The sequence below is a fragment of the Staphylococcus sp. EG-SA-15 genome, assembly GCF_017151895.1.
In the GTDB taxonomy this organism is placed as follows: domain Bacteria; phylum Bacillota; class Bacilli; order Staphylococcales; family Staphylococcaceae; genus Staphylococcus; species Staphylococcus aureus.
This window is the reverse complement of record NZ_JACVZN010000001.1, coordinates 109,688-126,709: the sequence shown is the minus strand read 5'-3', so window position 1 is coordinate 126,709 and position 17,022 is coordinate 109,688. Positions and strand designations below refer to the sequence as shown.

Genomic DNA, 17,022 nt, shown 5'->3' with positions numbered 1-17,022 from the left:
TTATTTACCTCCTAATACAGCTTTAACGTAGGTTGATGGATTGTAGAATGTTTCTGCACCAGCTTTTACCATTGGATATAAGTAATCTGCTGACAATCCATATAAAACAGTTATCACAACTGCAACGATTGCAATCGTAGTTAAATATTTGACGTCGACTTTGTTATTAAGATCATATCCTTTTGGTTGACCGAAAAAGCCTTGTAGGAATATGCGAATGACAGAATATAATACGACTAAACTTGATAATAAGACGATGACACCACTTAAATAAAATCCTCTTTCAAATGTTGATTGGACAATGAAAAATTTTCCATAAAAGCCACTGAGTGGGGGAATGCCAGCTAAACTTAATGCTGCGATAAAGAATGACCAACCAAGTACAGGATATCGTTTAATTAAGCCACCAAATTGTCTTAAATCAGCAGTGCCTGTAATTTTAATCATAATTCCGATAAGCAAGAATAATGCAAGTTTTACTAACATGTCGTGCAATGTATAGTAAATAGCCCCAATCATACCTGACTCTGTCATCATTGCAACGCCGACTAAGATCACACCTACAGCAATCATGACATTGTATAGGATGATTTTTTTAATGTTGGCATATGCAACAGCACCGACACAACCAAAGATGATCGTTAATAGTGCTAAGAATAAAATGACATAATGTGAAAAGCTTACATTATCACTAAAGAATAGGCTCAATGTTCTAGCGATTGCATAAACACCAACTTTTGTTAACAAAGCACCAAAGAATGCAATGATTGGAATTGGTGGTGCATAGTATGCACTAGGTAACCAAACAAACATTGGGAATACGCCAGCTTTTGTAGCAAAAACAAAGATAAATAGTATGAAAACGATATTGACTAAGCCACTGTCATGCGCTGAAAGGTTAGCTAATTTATTGCTTATATCTGCTAGATTCAATGTTCCTACTACTGAATATAAAATCGCTACACCCATTACGAAGAAGGATGACGATACAACGTTAACAAGAACATATTTGATTGTTTCTTGTAGTTGAATTTTTGTAGAACCAATTACTAATAAGAAATAAGATGACATTAAAAATACTTCGAAAAATACGAATAGGTTGAAAATGTCACCAGTTGTGAATGCACCAATGATACCTATTAACATAAATAGTACTGAAAAATAATAATAATATCTTTCACGTTCAATACCAATTGTTTGGTATGAATATAAAATCACAATAGCTGTAATAATAATACTAGTAATTATTAGTAGGGCACTGAATATGTCTAATACAAAGACAATACTGTATGGTGCTTTCCATGAACCTAGCTCTACGCGTATTGGTCCATGTTTAACAACATTTGCTAAATTGATAATTGCCGCGACCAAGGTTAATAATGTACCGCCTAGTGCGACATAACGCTTTATAATAGGACGCTTTCCAATAAAGACAAGTAATATGGCTGTAATTACTGGAATAACTAGCGTTAACACAAGCATATTACTTTCAATCATCTTCTGGAACTCCTTTCATACACTCAACGTTATCTGTGCCTAATTCTTTATATGTTCTAAATGCTAATACTAAGAAAAAGGCTGTTGTCGCAAAGGCGATAACGATTGCTGTTAAAATAAGTGCTTGCGGGATAGGATCAACATAGCTTTTTACGTTCGCTTCATAAATTGGAACAGTACCATGTTTAAGTCCGCCCATAGTTATTAAAAATAAGTTTGCTGCATGTGTTAATAGTGTAGTTCCCATAACAATTCGTATCAGACTTTTAGACAAAACGAGATAGACACTTATTGCTGTGAGAATACCACTAACAAAAATCATAATAATTTCCACTATTCGTTCTCTCCAATCGAAATAATAATTGTCATGACAGTACCAACTACTGCACATAAAACACCGAAATCAAAGAATACTGCTGTTGTCATATGAACAGGTTCTAATATAAATAACGGTATATCAAATGTGACATGCGTAAAGAAATTTTTGCCTAAAAACCAACTTGCGATAGGCGTCGCAATACAAAAAACTAATCCGATACCTATCAAGATTTTAAAATCTAATGGGAAAATTTTACGCATTGTTTCTATATCAAATGCAATCGTAATGATAACAAGTGAACTTGCGAATAATAATCCGCCGACGAAACCGCCACCAGGTGTATAATGTCCTGCTAAGAAAAGTGAAAAACCAAAGACCATTACCATGAAAAAGATAATAACTGCAGCAAATTGCAAAATTAGATCATTTTGTTGTCTATTCATGATTTTTCACCTCGTTACCTTGCGTTTGACGCTTTTTACGTAATTTAATCATTGTATATACAGCTAATCCTGCGATACCAAGCACAGATGACTCGAATAAAGTATCCATACCACGGAAATCAACAAGTATGACGTTTACCATGTTTTTACCGTGAGCTAAATCATAAACGTGCTCTTGATAAAACTTAGATATCGATTCAAAATGTCTATTTCCGTATGCAATTAAACCGATAATAATGACGGACAAACCAACACCACCAGCAATTAAAGCATTAGTAAGCTGGAATGAGCGCTTTTCATTATAACGATTTAAATTTGGTAAGTGGTAGAAGCATAATAAGAACAATGCTGTTGAAATAGATTCAACGACAAACTGTGTCAATGCTAAGTCGGGTGCTTTAAAGAATATAAACAATACAGACACAGCATATCCAACTGCACTTAACATAATGATGCTAAATAATCTTGATTTAGCGAAAAGAATTAAAAAGGCAGCACTTAATAATAAAATTACGATACAAACTTCGAAAATTCTAATCGGACTAACGTCTTTAAAATTAATGTTGAAAGGTACTGAGAATATAGTGACAAATGTTAATAAAATTAATGCACCAAAAATGATAACTAAATTATTACGTGAATAATCGGTAACATAGCTATTCGTCATCTTTTCAGAGTAGTTTGGAATAACATTTGCACTTCTGTTGTACCAATAATTGAATGTTAGTTTACCAGGTTGTCGTTGCAACAATTTCACCCAATAACTAAATGTCACAATTAGTAAGATACCTAAAATATAAATCACTAATGTTGATAAAAAGGCAGGCGTTAATCCATGGAACATATGGAATTCAACATCATCAATTACCGTATGATTAATCGAAGATGTAGCTGGTTCAATAATCGAATTAGTTAAAATGCCAGGGAATAAACCAAATACAATTACTAATGTAGCTAAAATAGCTGGTGATAAAAGCATTAATATTGATACTTCGTGTGCTTTTTTAGGTAATTGTTCAGGTTTATATTGTCCGAAAAATATATGCATTATAAATTTAATTGAATATACAAATGTGAAGACACTGCCCACTATACCAATGATTGGGAATAGGTAGCCTAATGTATCAACACTGAATAAATTTGCTTGGCTTGCTGTAAATGTTGTTTCTAAAAATGATTCTTTTGATAAGAAACCATTGAACGGTGGTACACCAGCCATACTTAATGCTGTAATAACAGTGATTGTAAATGAAATAGGCATAATTGTTAGTAAGCCACCTAATTTCTTAACATCACGTGTACCAGTAGAATGATCCACTGCACCTGTAATCATAAATAGGGCACCTTTAAATGTTGCATGGTTGATTAAATGGAATATTGCAGCCGTAAATGCAGCAGCATATATTTTGCTATCATCGCCTTGATAGTGATAACTAATGGCACCGATTCCAAGCATCGCCATAATCATACCTAATTGGGATACTGTTGAAAATGCCAGTATACCTTTCAAGTCTTGTTGTTTTGTTGCGTTTAGCGAAGCCCAGAATAATGTAATTAAACCAACGAGTGTGACAGTCCATACCCAACCTTGCGATGCTGCGAAGATTGGTGTCATTCGAGCGATTAAATATAACCCTGCTTTAACCATTGTTGCTGAATGAAGATAAGCACTGACTGGTGTAGGTGCTTCCATTGCATCTGGTAGCCAAATATAAAATGGAAACTGAGCAGATTTTGTAAAAGCACCAATCATGATTAAAATCATCGCAAAAATGAAGAATGGGCTATTTTGAATTTCAGAAGCATGTTGAATCATGTACTGAATGCTAAATGATTGTGTTGGTATAGCGAGTAAGATGATACCACCTAATAATGATAGACCACCAAATACTGTGATTATGAGCGATTTTTGAGCACCATATATAGATGCTTGTCGTTCGCGCCAGAATGAAATAAGTAAAAAACTAGAAAATGACGTTAGCTCCCAGAATAAATATAGAATAATAACATTATCTGAAAGTACGACACCTAACATTGCACCCATAAATAGTAATAAATAACAATAAAAATTCCCTAGTTGTTCTGACTTACTTAAGTAGCCGATTGAATATAATACTACTAAACTGCCGATTCCTGAAATAAGCAAACTAAAGAGTAAACCTAAGCCATCAAGATATAAATCAAAGTTCATACCAAAATGAGGCATCCAATTTAAGGTTTTCATTACAGTATTACCTGACATCGTCGTTTTAATTAATGTAAGCATATAAATAAATATGACGATAGGGACAGGTAATACGAACCATCCTAAATGTATACGTTTAAAAAATCTATACAGGATAGGAATAATGAGTGCGAATATTAACGGTAATATCACCGCAATATGTAACAAACTCACTATGTTGTCCTCCTTTAAAAAATATTTATGTTATTCATTATACATGAATGATATAGTTCTGAAAAACGTACACACTCCTTGTTGTGCTTTATTTTCAGAAGTATTTAAATAAGAAGAAACACGTCATTTTTTATTTAAAATTTTCTTTGTATTGAAGTGAATAATCTTCTTTTAAGCGTGCTAAACTAGCTAAAGACATTTCAGCATGTTTTGTTTGCTGAGCTTTAAGTTTAGTTTCTAAATCTGTAATTGCTTGTTGAAGTGAATCTTCATAGCGCAATACATCAACATTGAAGTCGCGTAATTGTGAACGTTTCGTATAGCGTTTTTCAAAATGGCTTAATGCTTTGCGGTCATGGAAAAATACACCTTCAGTTTCAGTAGGGTTATGTAAATCACCTTGTTTCGGGTGTTTGATAACTTGTTCAACTTTAACAAGGACATCGTCTCCATTTTCTTCAACAATCGTGACACCATAGCTACCTGTTTTGTGTGAAAATCGATATAGCTTCATGCTATTTTCCTCCCTTAAAAGTATGTTAATATATATGTATCATAACATGAATGGAGAATATAAATGGCTAACTATCCACAGTTAAACAAAGAAGTACAACAAGGTGAAATTAAAGTGGTTATGCACACAAATAAAGGTGACATGACATTCAAATTATTTCCAAATATTGCACCAAAAACAGTTGAAAATTTTGTGACACATGCAAAAAATGGTTATTATGATGGAATAACATTCCACCGTGTCATTAATGACTTCATGATTCAAGGTGGCGATCCAACAGCTACTGGTATGGGTGGCGAAAGTATTTATGGCGGTGCTTTTGAAGATGAATTTTCATTAAATGCATTTAACTTATATGGCGCATTATCAATGGCTAACTCAGGACCTAATACTAATGGTTCACAATTTTTCATTGTTCAAATGAAAGAAGTACCTCAAAATATGTTAAGTCAACTTGCAGATGGTGGTTGGCCACAACCAATCGTTGATGCATATGGCGAGAAGGGTGGTACACCATGGTTAGATCAAAAACATACAGTATTCGGTCAAATCATTGATGGTGAAACTACATTAGAAGATATTGCAAATACAAAAGTGGGACCACAAGATAAACCACTTCATGATGTTGTAATTGAATCTATTGATGTTGAAGAATAATATCTAAACATAATTAACTACCAACATTTTAAACTCGGATAAAGCTAATTTATGAATGGATTAGTATATATTCCAACGAAAATAAATAAACTAATATGATGAGCAATCTCAATATATTTATCAAGAAAGCACAGTTTTTAAATAGATGTGTATTTTAAAGATAATAGTTGAGGTTGCTTTTTATGTTTTTACAGAGAATTGCTATTCAAATAGTAAATAAATTGAAAACAAAGTAGCTGGATATCATATTGATTTAGATAGGAATTTGTTGCTAATTTTATTTGTAAATCCAAGTTTGTAGAATTCTTATTCATTTATAAAATAATATTCGTATGATTTGATGTTTTAATTAGTCCACCATTTCGATTTGTGCTATGATAATAGTGTTAAGTAAACGAAATAAGGGGTTATTAAGTTGAATAACTACAAAATTGGCCAACATATCAAGGTGCGTGTAACTGGTATTCAACCATACGGTGCGTTTGTTGAGACCCCTAATCATACTGAAGGACTGATTCATATATCAGAAATTATGGATGACTACGTTCATAATTTGAAGAAATTTCTATCAGAAGGCCAAATTGTTAAAGCTAAAATTTTGTCTATAGATGATGAAGGAAAGCTTAATCTATCATTAAAGGATAATGATTACTTCAAAAATTATGAGCGTAAGAAGGAAAAACAATCAGTATTAGATGAAATCAGAGAAACAGAAAAATATGGGTTTCAAACACTTAAAGAACGCTTACCAATCTGGATAAAACAGTCAAAGCGAGCAATTCGAAACGACTAAAGGAACAGATAAATCGTACCGAAAATCATACAAAGGGTCTGAAATGAAAGTTTCTTAGACTATAAAAGAGATTAGTATCTATTAAATTTTATTAGATACTAATCTCTTTTTGTCTACGATAACGTAATATGATTGATTCTATTTACACGTACAAATGGTTTAAGGTGACATATCCATTATCTTTGTTAGATAGAATCGTTGATTTGCAATATTGTATGTGGATTTGTTTTTTTTATTTATTTTAGAAATGAGAACTACAACTTAAAGTATTAAACGAATTGCAACTATATAAACAGATAATTGGAGAATGAAAAAATTACATGTTATAGTCAACTCAATAATTTTAAGGAGGAATTAAGTAATGAAAAGTAAATACGAACCATTGTTTGATAAAGTAGAATTACCAAATGGAGTAGAGTTGAGAAATCGATTTGTGTTAGCCCCTTTAACACATATTTCTTCAAATGATGATGGTACTATTTCAGATGTAGAACTTCCTTATATTGAAAAGCGTTCACAAGATGTTGGTATTACAATTAATGCTGCGAGTAATGTGAGTGATGTCGGAAAAGCATTTCCAGGACAGCCGTCAATCGCGCATGACAGTGATATTGAAGGACTAAAACGATTAGCTACAGCAATGAAGAAAAACGGTGCCAAAGCACTCGTACAAATACATCATGGTGGTGCACAAGCATTGCCTGAATTAACACCTGATGGAGACGTTGTAGCACCAAGTCCAATTTCTTTAAAAAGTTTCGGTCAGAAACAAGAACATAGTGCTAGAGAAATGACGAATGAAGAGATTGAACAAGCAATCAAGGATTTTGGTGAAGCAACACGACGTGCAATTGAAGCAGGTTTTGATGGTGTTGAAATACATGGCGCGAATCATTACTTAATTCATCAATTTGTATCACCATACTATAATAGAAGAAATGATGTATGGGCAAATCAATATAAATTCCCGGTCGCTGTGATTGAAGAAGTGCTTAAAGCGAAAGAAGCGTATGGCAATAAAGACTTTATAGTTGGATACAGATTATCTCCAGAGGAAGCGGAGTCTCCAGGAATCACAATGGAAATTACAGAGGAACTCGTTAATAAAATTAGCCATATGCCAATCGACTATATTCATGTTTCAATGATGGATACGCATGCAACGACACGTGAAGGTAAATACGCTGGACAAGAAAGACTACCTTTAATTCACAAATGGATAAATGGTCGTATGCCACTTATCGGTATTGGTTCAATTTTCACAGCTGACGAAGCTTTAGATGCAGTTGAAAATGTTGGTGTTGACTTAGTAGCCATTGGTAGAGAGCTACTACTGGATTATCAATTTGTTGAAAAAATTAAAGATGGACGGGAAGATGAAATTATTAATTACTTTGATCCAGAGAGAGAAGATAATCATCACTTAACTCCTAATTTATGGCATCAATTTAATGAAGGATTCTATCCATTACCACGTAAAGATAAATAAGTGTTTAACTGTTACCACTAATGATATTGTGTATGCAATTTGTTAGTGGTTTTCAATATTTATAAATAAAAATATTCTTAGTAAAATATACTTTTGATTAAGTGTAAAATTATCAATTCTTTTGCTTGTAATCATTTAAGTAATTATGTCATTATAAATGTAAGGGTTTTCAAAATAGACAAATTTAATGAAACTTAGTGATTATTTCATCTTTTTTGGTGGAAAAGTATCTGCTTTGAAAACTAATGTAATTATTTGGATAATGTTTCATGTATAATAGTTATAAATGATGAAAAGGGGAGATATGATGACTAAATCTGAAAAAATTATTGAGTTAACAAATCATTACGGAGCACATAATTATTTACCATTGCCAATTGTCATTTCAGAAGCTGAAGGGGTATGGGTTAAAGATCCTGAAGGCAATAAATATATGGATATGTTATCTGCATATTCCGCTGTTAACCAAGGTCATAGACATCCGAAAATTATTCAAGCATTAAAAGATCAAGCTGATAAAGTGACTCTAGTTTCACGTGCTTTTCATAGTGATAACTTAGGTGAATGGTACGAAAAAATTTGTAAACTGGCAGGTAAAGATAAAGCTTTACCAATGAATACAGGTGCTGAAGCAGTAGAAACAGCTTTGAAAGCAGCACGACGCTGGGCATACGATGTTAAAGGAATTGAGCCAAATAAAGCAGAAATCATTGCATTTAATGGTAACTTCCATGGTCGAACAATGGCGCCAGTTTCATTATCTTCAGAAGCAGAATACCAACGTGGTTATGGTCCGTTATTAGATGGATTTAGAAAAGTTGATTTTGGAGATGTAGATGCATTGAAAGCTGCAATTAATGAAAATACTGCAGCAGTTTTAGTAGAACCAATTCAAGGTGAAGCGGGTATAAATATACCGCCAGAAGGATATTTGAAAGCAATTAGAGAATTATGTGATGAACATAATGTCTTATTTATTGCTGACGAAATCCAAGCAGGATTAGGTCGTTCGGGTAAATTATTTGCTACGGATTGGGATAATGTAAAACCTGATGTCTATATTTTAGGTAAAGCACTAGGTGGTGGTGTCTTCCCAATTTCTGTTGTATTAGCAGATAAAGAAGTATTAGATGTCTTTACACCTGGCTCACATGGTTCAACATTTGGTGGTAATCCACTTGCTTGTGCTGCATCAATTGCTGCATTAGATGTTATCGTTGATGAGGATTTACCAGGGCGCTCTTTAGAATTAGGAGATTATTTTAAAGAACAATTAAAGCAAATTGATCATCCATCAATTAAAGAAGTCCGTGGACGTGGTTTGTTTATAGGTGTGGAACTTAATGAAAGTGCTAGACCATATTGTGAAGCTTTGAAAGAAGAAGGCTTATTATGTAAAGAAACGCATGATACTGTCATTCGTTTTGCACCACCATTAATTATTACTAAAGAAGAATTGGACCTTGCACTTGAAAAAATAAGACATGTATTTCAATAATGTCAAAAAGTTGTAACAATCAGTTTGTAAGGGCTTTAAAAAGGAATACGTTATGTTACAATATGTTTGAAAGCGAAATCATTAGGTAAAGAAGAGGCGAAAAGGATCATGACTGAGAACAATAATTTAGTAACTTCTACTCAAGGAATTATTAAAGAAGCATTGCATAAATTGGGATTTGACGAAGGAATGTACGATTTAATTAAAGAACCTTTAAGAATGTTACAAGTGCGTATCCCTGTACGAATGGATGATGGCACAGTTAAAACATTCACAGGTTACCGTGCGCAACATAATGATGCTGTTGGACCAACAAAAGGGGGCGTGCGTTTCCACCCAGATGTTGATGAAGAAGAAGTAAAAGCATTATCAATGTGGATGACTTTGAAATGTGGCATTGTAAACTTACCATACGGTGGTGGTAAGGGTGGTATCGTTTGTGATCCACGTCAAATGAGCATTCATGAAGTTGAACGTTTATCACGCGGATATGTAAGAGCAATTTCACAATTCGTAGGTCCGAACAAAGATATTCCAGCACCAGATGTATTTACAAACTCACAAATTATGGCTTGGATGATGGATGAATATAGTGCATTAGATAAATTTAATTCACCAGGTTTCATCACAGGTAAACCAATTGTATTGGGTGGTTCTCATGGACGCGACAGATCAACTGCACTAGGTGTAGTTATTGCAATTGAACAAGCTGCAAAACGTCGTAATATGCAAATTGAAGGTGCCAAGGTTGTTATTCAAGGTTTCGGTAATGCCGGAAGTTTCTTAGCTAAATTCTTATATGATTTAGGTGCAAAAATTGTAGGTATCTCTGATGCTTACGGTGCATTACACGATCCAAATGGCTTAGATATAGATTATTTATTAGACCGTCGTGATAGTTTTGGTACGGTAACAAATTTATTTGAAGAAACAATCTCAAATAAAGAATTGTTTGAATTAGATTGTGACATTTTAGTACCAGCGGCTATTTCAAACCAAATTACAGAAGACAATGCACATGATATTAAAGCTAGTATCGTTGTTGAAGCTGCTAATGGACCTACAACACCAGAAGCAACACGTATTTTAACTGAACGTGGTATATTATTAGTTCCAGACGTATTAGCAAGTGCTGGTGGTGTAACGGTTTCTTACTTCGAATGGGTACAAAATAATCAAGGTTATTATTGGTCTGAAGAAGAAGTAAATGAAAAACTACGTGAAAAATTAGAAGCGGCATTTGACACGATTTACGAATTGTCTCAAAATCGAAAAATAGATATGAGACTTGCAGCATATATCATAGGTATTAAACGTACAGCAGAAGCAGCTAGATATCGTGGTTGGGCATAATTAATTATCATATGTGATTTAACGAGCTTGGGACAGAAAACAAAGCCCTAAGCTCGTTAATTTTATTTTAGCAGTAGTTGACTGTAAAACAATGCCCGTGTAACACGCTCTTTTCAAAAATAGTCGGGGCCCCAACACAGAGGCTGGTGGAAAGTCAGCTTACAATAGTGTGCAAGTTGGCGGGGCCCCAACACAGAGGCTGGCGGAAAGTCAGCTTACAATAGTGTGCAAGTTGGGGTGGAGCCCCGACACAGAGAAATTAGCTCCTCAATTTCTACAGACAATGCAAGTTGGCGAGGCCCCAACACTGAGAATTTCTAATTAAACGCTCAACTATATATAGTTGATCAAAAAGACAGCAGTAGGATAATTTCAATTTGGAAATATCTTACTGCTGTTTTTTATAGTAATAGCTATATTTTTGTATTTATGTTTTCTAGTTTAACAATACTACTTAATTACTTCTTTATATTTATCAGCGAAATTTGTAAAGACACCATCAACGCCATATTTATTTAATCGTAACATATCAGCTTGTTCATTCACTGTATAAGGATGTACTATAAATCCTAAGTCTTTTAAATGATGGGTATTTTGTTCAGTTAAATCTGTATAATCTGGACCTAATCCAATCGCATAAGAGCGTATCTCTTTTAAGCGTTGGTCGTTAAATTGTTGTAGTTCACCTTTATCAACTAATTTTACTAATGGCACATTCTTATTTTGACGATGAATTTTCTTTAAACTTTCGTCAGAAAATGATTGAATCATTACATGTCCATTTTTAAATTTATTGTTATTTAAAAGGTGATGCTTTTTCAATGAAGCTAATAATTGTTCTTCCATTCCTGGGTATACATCAGGTGACTTTGTTTCAATATAATAGTTTGCATTCGGACCATAACGTTCTAAAATTTCATCTAAAGTGGGTACTTTAGCATTTTTATAACTTGCTCTTGCGTATTTTGGATATTTTTTATTAAACCAACTTCCTGCATCTAACTGTTTTAATTCATCAAGGGTATAATCCTCAACTTTACCGTGTCCATTTGTTGTACGGTTAACAGTTTCATCATGCATAGCAACTAAATGGCCATCTTTGGTACGTTGTAAATCAATTTCGATATACGATGCTTTTAACTCATTATGACTCTTATCATATGCTTGAAACGTATGCTCGGGTGCATAGCCACTTGCGCCACGATGAGCGATAGTAGTGAATCGCTCATTCGTTAAATTTGTATGCCATTGAATAGCCTGAGGTTTATTTGCAATTTGATTTGTTTGTTCAGCGCCAGCAGTAGGTACTGATAAAAATCCCATAGTAAAAACAGCAGAAGCAGCCATAAATTTAGTGAAGCTTTTCGAAGAGTTAGTCATAGTCTTTATCCTTTCATCTCTTTATTTGTAGTCTAACAATTTTAAAATACTACAAAAACCTGCTTGTGAAAACGCTTTACACATTTCTTTTACAATTTATAACATTTCTGTAATATAAATTTAAAAGAATTATCAAACATTTTAGGAATCTTAAAAATGTGATGTTCAATAAGACGAAGAGAGCATTAAAATACCCACAATGTAATTTTCATAGACATTGTGGGTAGGTAGATTAACGTATTTATTGTGATAGTAATTGTTTAGCAACATCAAGTTGTTGTTTGACCGATGATTGACCTGTTGAACCGTAACTTTGACGTCGTTTTAAACAATTTTCAGGCTGCAAATAATCGTAAATATCGGCATCAATACTAGAATGATGTTGTTGATATGTTGCTAAAGGAACATCTAATAAATAATGACCTTGTTGTATACATTCTAAGACGATTTTTCCTACAATTTCATGTGCAGTTCTAAATGGAATATTTTTAGTTACTAAATAATCTGCTAGTTCCGTTGCATTTGAAAAATCTTCTTTAACAGTTTGATTGAGTCGTTCTTTATTAACTGTCATCGTTTGAATCATACCTTCGAAAATACGTAAAGAACCTTTAATTGTATGGACAGCATCGAATAAACCTTCTTTATCTTCCTGCATATCTTTGTTATATGCTAGAGGTAATCCTTTTAAAGTCATAAGCATGCTCATTAAATGACCAGTCGTTCGACCAACTTTACCTCTAATTAATTCTGCCATATCAGGATTTTTCTTTTGTGGCATAATAGATGAGCCAGTTGAAAATGCATCTGATAATGTAATGAATTTAGCTTCGTCTGTGGACCAGAAAATAATTTCCTCTGCAAAGCGTGATAAGTGAACCATCGTTAAAGAAATATTATGCAATGTTTCAATAATATAGTCTCTGTCACTAACAGCATCTAGGCTATTCTCATAGAGACTGCCAAAGTTCAACAATGCTGTTGTCTCGTGTCTATCGATAGGGTATGTGGTACCACTTAAGGCTGCTGCACCTAAAGGATTAATATCGATTCGTTTTAAACTATCTTCAAATCGTTGTTGGTCTCGTTGTAACATCCAAAAATAAGTCATAATATGATGTGCAAATGAAATTGGCTGTGCACGCTGTAAATGAGTATAACCAGGCATAATTGTATCAACATTATTGGAAGCGATGTCTACAATTACACTTTGTAACGACTTAATTAATGCGATGATATCTTGCACTTGTTTCTTAGTGTACAAGTGCATGTCTGTTGCAACTTGATCGTTTCTACTGCGTCCAGTATGCAACTTACCACCAGCATCACCAATACGTTTAATTAATTCATGTTCAATATTTAAATGAATATCTTCTAATGATGCACTAAATTGAATTTGATCTTGATGATAATCATGTTGAATAGATTTTAGTCCTTGTATAATTTGTTCGCTGTCTTGTTGACTAATAATGCCTTGATTCGCAAGCATAGTTGCATGTGCAATGCTGCCTTCGATATCTTGATCTATGAGCGTTTGATCAAAAGTAATGGATGCGTTAAAGTCGTCAACCCACTCTTCAGGTTGTACTTCAAATCTACCGCCCCAAGCTTTATTGCTCATTGCTATAGCCTCCATGCAACATCGCATTTACTTGAGTAGGTAAACCATAGATATCGATAAAGCCAACAGCAGCGTCTTGATTAAATGCATCTTCTTTTGTATAAGTTGCTAATTTTTCATCATATAATGTGTAAGGTGATTTTCTACCATTTACGATGGCATTACCTTTGAATAATTTAATTCTGACATCACCACTTACGTATTGCTGAGTACTATCAATAAATAATTTTAAGCTATCAGTTAAAGGTGAGAACCAAAGTCCATTGTATAGTTGTTCAGCAAATTGCTTCTCGATGATTGGTTTAAAGTGTGCGACATCTTTCGTTAACGTAATCGTTTCTAATGCTTTATGCGCTTTTAAAATAACTTCTGCAGCAGGTGCCTCATAAATTTCTCTTGATTTGATACCTACAAGTCTATTTTCTACATGGTCAATTCTTCCGATACCATGCTTACCAGCTAATGCATTCAACGTTAAAATTAAATCGTCTAATTCATATGTTTTGCCATCAATTTGAACTGGGATGCCTTTATCAAACGTTAAAATGATTTCATCAGCATCATCTGGTGTTTCTTCTAAAGCATTTGTTAGATCGAACGCATCCTCTGGTGGCGCAGCATAAGGATCTTCTAAAATACCACATTCATTCGCTCTGCCCCATAGATTTTGATCGATAGAATAAGGTGAATCATGGTTGATTGATACAGGGATATTATGTTTAATTGCATAATCGATTTCTTCTTCACGACTCCATGCCCACTCACGTACAGGTGCGAATGCTTTCAATGATGGGTTTAATGCTTTAATGGCAACTTCGAAACGTACTTGGTCATTCCCTTTACCAGTACAACCATGTGCAATACCTACTGAATTTGTTTTCTCAGCAATCTCTACTAATTTTTTAGCGATTAATGGTCTTGATAAAGCTGAAACTAATGGATATGCATTTTCATACATTAAATTTCCTTTGATTGCATAACTTACATACTCATCACTAAATTCTTTTGTTGCATCAATAATATGACATTCAACTGCTCCCATATCTAAAGCTTTTTTATAAACGATGTCTAAATCTTTACCTTCACCAACATCTAGGCAACAAGCTACAACGTCGTATCCTTTGTCGATAAGCCATTGAACGGCCACACTTGTATCTAGTCCTCCTGAATATGCTAAAACAATTTTCTCTTTCATAAAATTCACCTCATTGTAGTTATCTGAATATTTCGTATGAACACATGATAGCAAACTTTTAATGAAAATAAAACCATTATTTTACATATTTATTCATAAAATACGATAGAGATAGTTAGAGTTGTAAGTATAAATGCTTATTTATCAATGTTTAAAAGTATTTTAAAAAACATGCAAATTGTATAAAAAATGTTTGAGTGTTTGACGCCAGTTTGAAATGTTTGTTGAAAAATAGGTGTGAAACGTCACATAAATATCAATTTTATTGATTAAGTACAAACTTGTGAATTGAATCGCAAACGTAAACTTAGTAAAATTAAGATATTAAATGAAACAGGAGGCTTTTATAGATGACTCATATTCAATTAGATTTTAGTAAAACGTTAGAATTTTTCGGTGAACACGAATTAAAACAACAACAAGAAATTGTTAAATCAATTCACAAAACAATTCATGAAGGTACTGGTGCAGGTAGTGACTTCTTAGGCTGGGTTGATTTACCAGTTGATTACGACAAAGAAGAATTTTCAAGAATTGTTGAAGCATCAAAACGCATTAAAGAAAATTCTGATGTTTTAGTAGTCATCGGTATTGGTGGTTCTTACTTAGGTGCACGTGCAGCAATCGAAATGTTAACGTCATCATTTAGAAACAGCAATGAATACCCTGAAATTGTATTTGTTGGTAATCACTTATCATCAACATATACGAAAGAGTTAGTTGATTATTTAGCAGACAAAGATTTCTCTGTAAACGTTATTTCTAAATCTGGTACAACTACAGAACCAGCAGTTGCATTTAGATTGTTCAAACAATTAGTTGAAGAAAGATACGGTAAAGAAGAAGCACAAAAACGTATATTTGCAACAACGGATAAAGAAAAAGGTGCTTTAAAACAGTTGGCTACAAACGAAGGTTATGAAACGTTTATCGTACCTGATGATGTAGGTGGAAGATATTCTGTTTTAACAGCAGTAGGATTATTACCAATTGCAACAGCTGGAATTAACATCGAAGCTATGATGATTGGTGCTGCAAAAGCACGTGAAGAATTATCTTCAGATAAATTAGAAGAAAACATTGCATACCAATATGCGACAATTCGAAACATTTTATATGCAAAAGGTTATACAACAGAAATGTTGATTAACTATGAACCATCTATGCAATACTTTAATGAATGGTGGAAACAATTATTTGGTGAATCAGAAGGTAAAGACTTCAAAGGTATCTATCCTTCAAGTGCCAACTACACAACTGATTTACATTCTTTAGGTCAATATGTACAAGAAGGCCGTCGCTTCTTATTCGAAACAGTTGTAAAAGTAAATCATCCTAAATATGATATTACTATTGAAAAAGATAGTGATGATCTAGACGGATTAAATTATTTAGCTGGTAAAACAATCGACGAAGTTAACACAAAAGCATTCGAAGGTACATTATTAGCGCATACTGATGGTGGTGTTCCTAACATGGTAGTGAACATTCCACAATTAGATGAAGAAACTTTCGGTTACGTCGTATACTTCTTCGAACTTGCTTGTGCAATGAGTGGATACCAATTAGGCGTAAATCCATTTAACCAACCTGGTGTAGAAGCATATAAACAAAACATGTTCGCATTATTAGGTAAACCTGGTTTTGAAGACTTGAAAAAAGAATTAGAAGAACGTTTATAAAATACATTACTTCAAAGATTAGTGAAGTTTGAAAAGATAGAACTAGACGTTAACTATTTAAAGCATATTTTCGAGGTTGTCATTACAAATGTAAAAATGTAATGACAACCTCGTTTTTATTTATATGCAAGAACTAGGTTACTAGCTAATGTGACAAGATGTTAAGAGAAAATTAAAGATAAA

Annotated in this window: 14 protein-coding genes; 6 read left to right on the top strand and 8 right to left on the bottom strand. The window is 33.5% G+C overall.

Translation table 11 applies throughout. The features are described 5' to 3' along the window. The 5 genes from mnhD1 to IDG64_RS00560 form a co-directional block, all read right to left on the bottom strand. On the bottom strand, positions 1-1,497 hold the full coding sequence (gene mnhD1 / locus IDG64_RS00580) for a Na+/H+ antiporter Mnh1 subunit D (RefSeq protein ID WP_000573077.1): 1,497 nt from the start codon (positions 1,495-1,497) through the stop codon (positions 1-3). Continuing rightward, positions 1,490-1,831: a Na+/H+ antiporter Mnh1 subunit C gene (gene mnhC1 / locus IDG64_RS00575; protein ID WP_000402802.1), complete on the bottom strand. Its 342-nt coding sequence runs from the start codon at positions 1,829-1,831 to the stop codon at positions 1,490-1,492. Before mnhC1 ends, mnhD1 begins: the two co-directional genes overlap by 8 nt. Then, the gene (gene mnhB1 / locus IDG64_RS00570; protein WP_001081626.1) at positions 1,831-2,259 is read right to left on the bottom strand and encodes a Na+/H+ antiporter Mnh1 subunit B; all 429 of its coding nucleotides are present in this window, start codon (positions 2,257-2,259) and stop codon (positions 1,831-1,833) included. The genes mnhC1 and mnhB1 overlap by 1 nt, the downstream gene beginning before the upstream one ends. Then, positions 2,252-4,657 (bottom strand): Na+/H+ antiporter Mnh1 subunit A, encoded by a 2,406-nt coding sequence (gene mnhA1, locus IDG64_RS00565; protein ID WP_000054609.1) that lies wholly within the window; start codon positions 4,655-4,657, stop codon positions 2,252-2,254. The genes mnhB1 and mnhA1 overlap by 8 nt, the downstream gene beginning before the upstream one ends. Positions 4,658-4,787: 130 nt before the next feature. Then, a complete protein-coding gene (locus IDG64_RS00560; RefSeq protein ID WP_000781156.1) occupies positions 4,788-5,171 on the bottom strand; it encodes a kinase-associated lipoprotein B in 384 nt (127 codons plus the stop codon). Between the two features lie 63 nt (positions 5,172-5,234). Here IDG64_RS00560 and IDG64_RS00555 point away from each other — a divergent pair, with 63 nt between their 5' ends. The 5 genes from IDG64_RS00555 to IDG64_RS00535 all read left to right on the top strand — a co-directional run bounded on the left by IDG64_RS00555 (position 5,235) and on the right by IDG64_RS00535 (position 10,961). Beyond that, the gene (locus IDG64_RS00555) at positions 5,235-5,828 is read left to right on the top strand and encodes a peptidylprolyl isomerase (protein ID WP_000035058.1); all 594 of its coding nucleotides are present in this window, start codon (positions 5,235-5,237) and stop codon (positions 5,826-5,828) included. A 415-nt stretch (positions 5,829-6,243) separates the two neighbouring features. Beyond that, entirely contained in the window at positions 6,244-6,621 is a 378-nt protein-coding gene (ygs, locus tag IDG64_RS00550; RefSeq protein ID WP_001067294.1) for a S1 domain-containing post-transcriptional regulator Ygs, read from the top strand. Between the two features lie 361 nt (positions 6,622-6,982). Beyond that, the gene (locus IDG64_RS00545; protein ID WP_000838031.1) at positions 6,983-8,110 is read left to right on the top strand and encodes an NADH-dependent flavin oxidoreductase; all 1,128 of its coding nucleotides are present in this window, start codon (positions 6,983-6,985) and stop codon (positions 8,108-8,110) included. A 307-nt stretch (positions 8,111-8,417) separates the two neighbouring features. Further along, the gene (locus IDG64_RS00540) at positions 8,418-9,608 is read left to right on the top strand and encodes an ornithine--oxo-acid transaminase (RefSeq protein WP_000167314.1); all 1,191 of its coding nucleotides are present in this window, start codon (positions 8,418-8,420) and stop codon (positions 9,606-9,608) included. Between the two features lie 108 nt (positions 9,609-9,716). Then, entirely contained in the window at positions 9,717-10,961 is a 1,245-nt protein-coding gene (locus tag IDG64_RS00535; RefSeq protein ID WP_000138487.1) for a Glu/Leu/Phe/Val family dehydrogenase, read from the top strand. Between the two features lie 450 nt (positions 10,962-11,411). Here IDG64_RS00535 and IDG64_RS00530 read toward each other — a convergent pair whose 3' ends face one another. The 3 genes from IDG64_RS00530 to IDG64_RS00520 form a co-directional block, all read right to left on the bottom strand. Further along, positions 11,412-12,341: a glycerophosphodiester phosphodiesterase gene (locus tag IDG64_RS00530; RefSeq protein WP_000185316.1), complete on the bottom strand. Its 930-nt coding sequence runs from the start codon at positions 12,339-12,341 to the stop codon at positions 11,412-11,414. A 241-nt stretch (positions 12,342-12,582) separates the two neighbouring features. Continuing rightward, positions 12,583-13,962, bottom strand: coding sequence for an argininosuccinate lyase (gene argH / locus IDG64_RS00525; RefSeq protein ID WP_000066059.1), 1,380 nt, complete (start codon positions 13,960-13,962; stop codon positions 12,583-12,585). Beyond that, the gene (locus tag IDG64_RS00520; protein ID WP_000660042.1) at positions 13,952-15,157 is read right to left on the bottom strand and encodes an argininosuccinate synthase; all 1,206 of its coding nucleotides are present in this window, start codon (positions 15,155-15,157) and stop codon (positions 13,952-13,954) included. Before IDG64_RS00520 ends, argH begins: the two co-directional genes overlap by 11 nt. A 350-nt stretch (positions 15,158-15,507) precedes the next feature. Between IDG64_RS00520 and IDG64_RS00515 the strand changes: the two genes are divergently transcribed. Further along, positions 15,508-16,839, top strand: coding sequence for a glucose-6-phosphate isomerase (locus IDG64_RS00515; protein ID WP_000148855.1), 1,332 nt, complete (start codon positions 15,508-15,510; stop codon positions 16,837-16,839). Positions 16,840-17,022 lie beyond the last annotated feature (183 nt).

What these genes read in the sequence shown, in the direction of transcription:
- IDG64_RS00520 (WP_000660042.1), bottom strand. Translation starts at nt 15,157, where the DNA reads ATGAAAGAGAAAATTGTTTTAGCATATTCAGGAGGACTAGATACAAGT.
- IDG64_RS00555 (WP_000035058.1), top strand. Translation starts at nt 5,235, where the DNA reads ATGGCTAACTATCCACAGTTAAACAAAGAAGTACAACAAGGTGAAATT.
- argH (WP_000066059.1), bottom strand. Translation starts at nt 13,962, where the DNA reads ATGAGCAATAAAGCTTGGGGCGGTAGATTTGAAGTACAACCTGAAGAG.
- IDG64_RS00545 (WP_000838031.1), top strand. Translation starts at nt 6,983, where the DNA reads ATGAAAAGTAAATACGAACCATTGTTTGATAAAGTAGAATTACCAAAT.
- IDG64_RS00540 (WP_000167314.1), top strand. Translation starts at nt 8,418, where the DNA reads ATGACTAAATCTGAAAAAATTATTGAGTTAACAAATCATTACGGAGCA.
- mnhB1 (WP_001081626.1), bottom strand. Translation starts at nt 2,259, where the DNA reads ATGAATAGACAACAAAATGATCTAATTTTGCAATTTGCTGCAGTTATT.
- mnhD1 (WP_000573077.1), bottom strand. Translation starts at nt 1,497, where the DNA reads ATGATTGAAAGTAATATGCTTGTGTTAACGCTAGTTATTCCAGTAATT.
- IDG64_RS00530 (WP_000185316.1), bottom strand. Translation starts at nt 12,341, where the DNA reads ATGACTAACTCTTCGAAAAGCTTCACTAAATTTATGGCTGCTTCTGCT.
- IDG64_RS00515 (WP_000148855.1), top strand. Translation starts at nt 15,508, where the DNA reads ATGACTCATATTCAATTAGATTTTAGTAAAACGTTAGAATTTTTCGGT.
- IDG64_RS00535 (WP_000138487.1), top strand. Translation starts at nt 9,717, where the DNA reads ATGACTGAGAACAATAATTTAGTAACTTCTACTCAAGGAATTATTAAA.
- IDG64_RS00560 (WP_000781156.1), bottom strand. Translation starts at nt 5,171, where the DNA reads ATGAAGCTATATCGATTTTCACACAAAACAGGTAGCTATGGTGTCACG.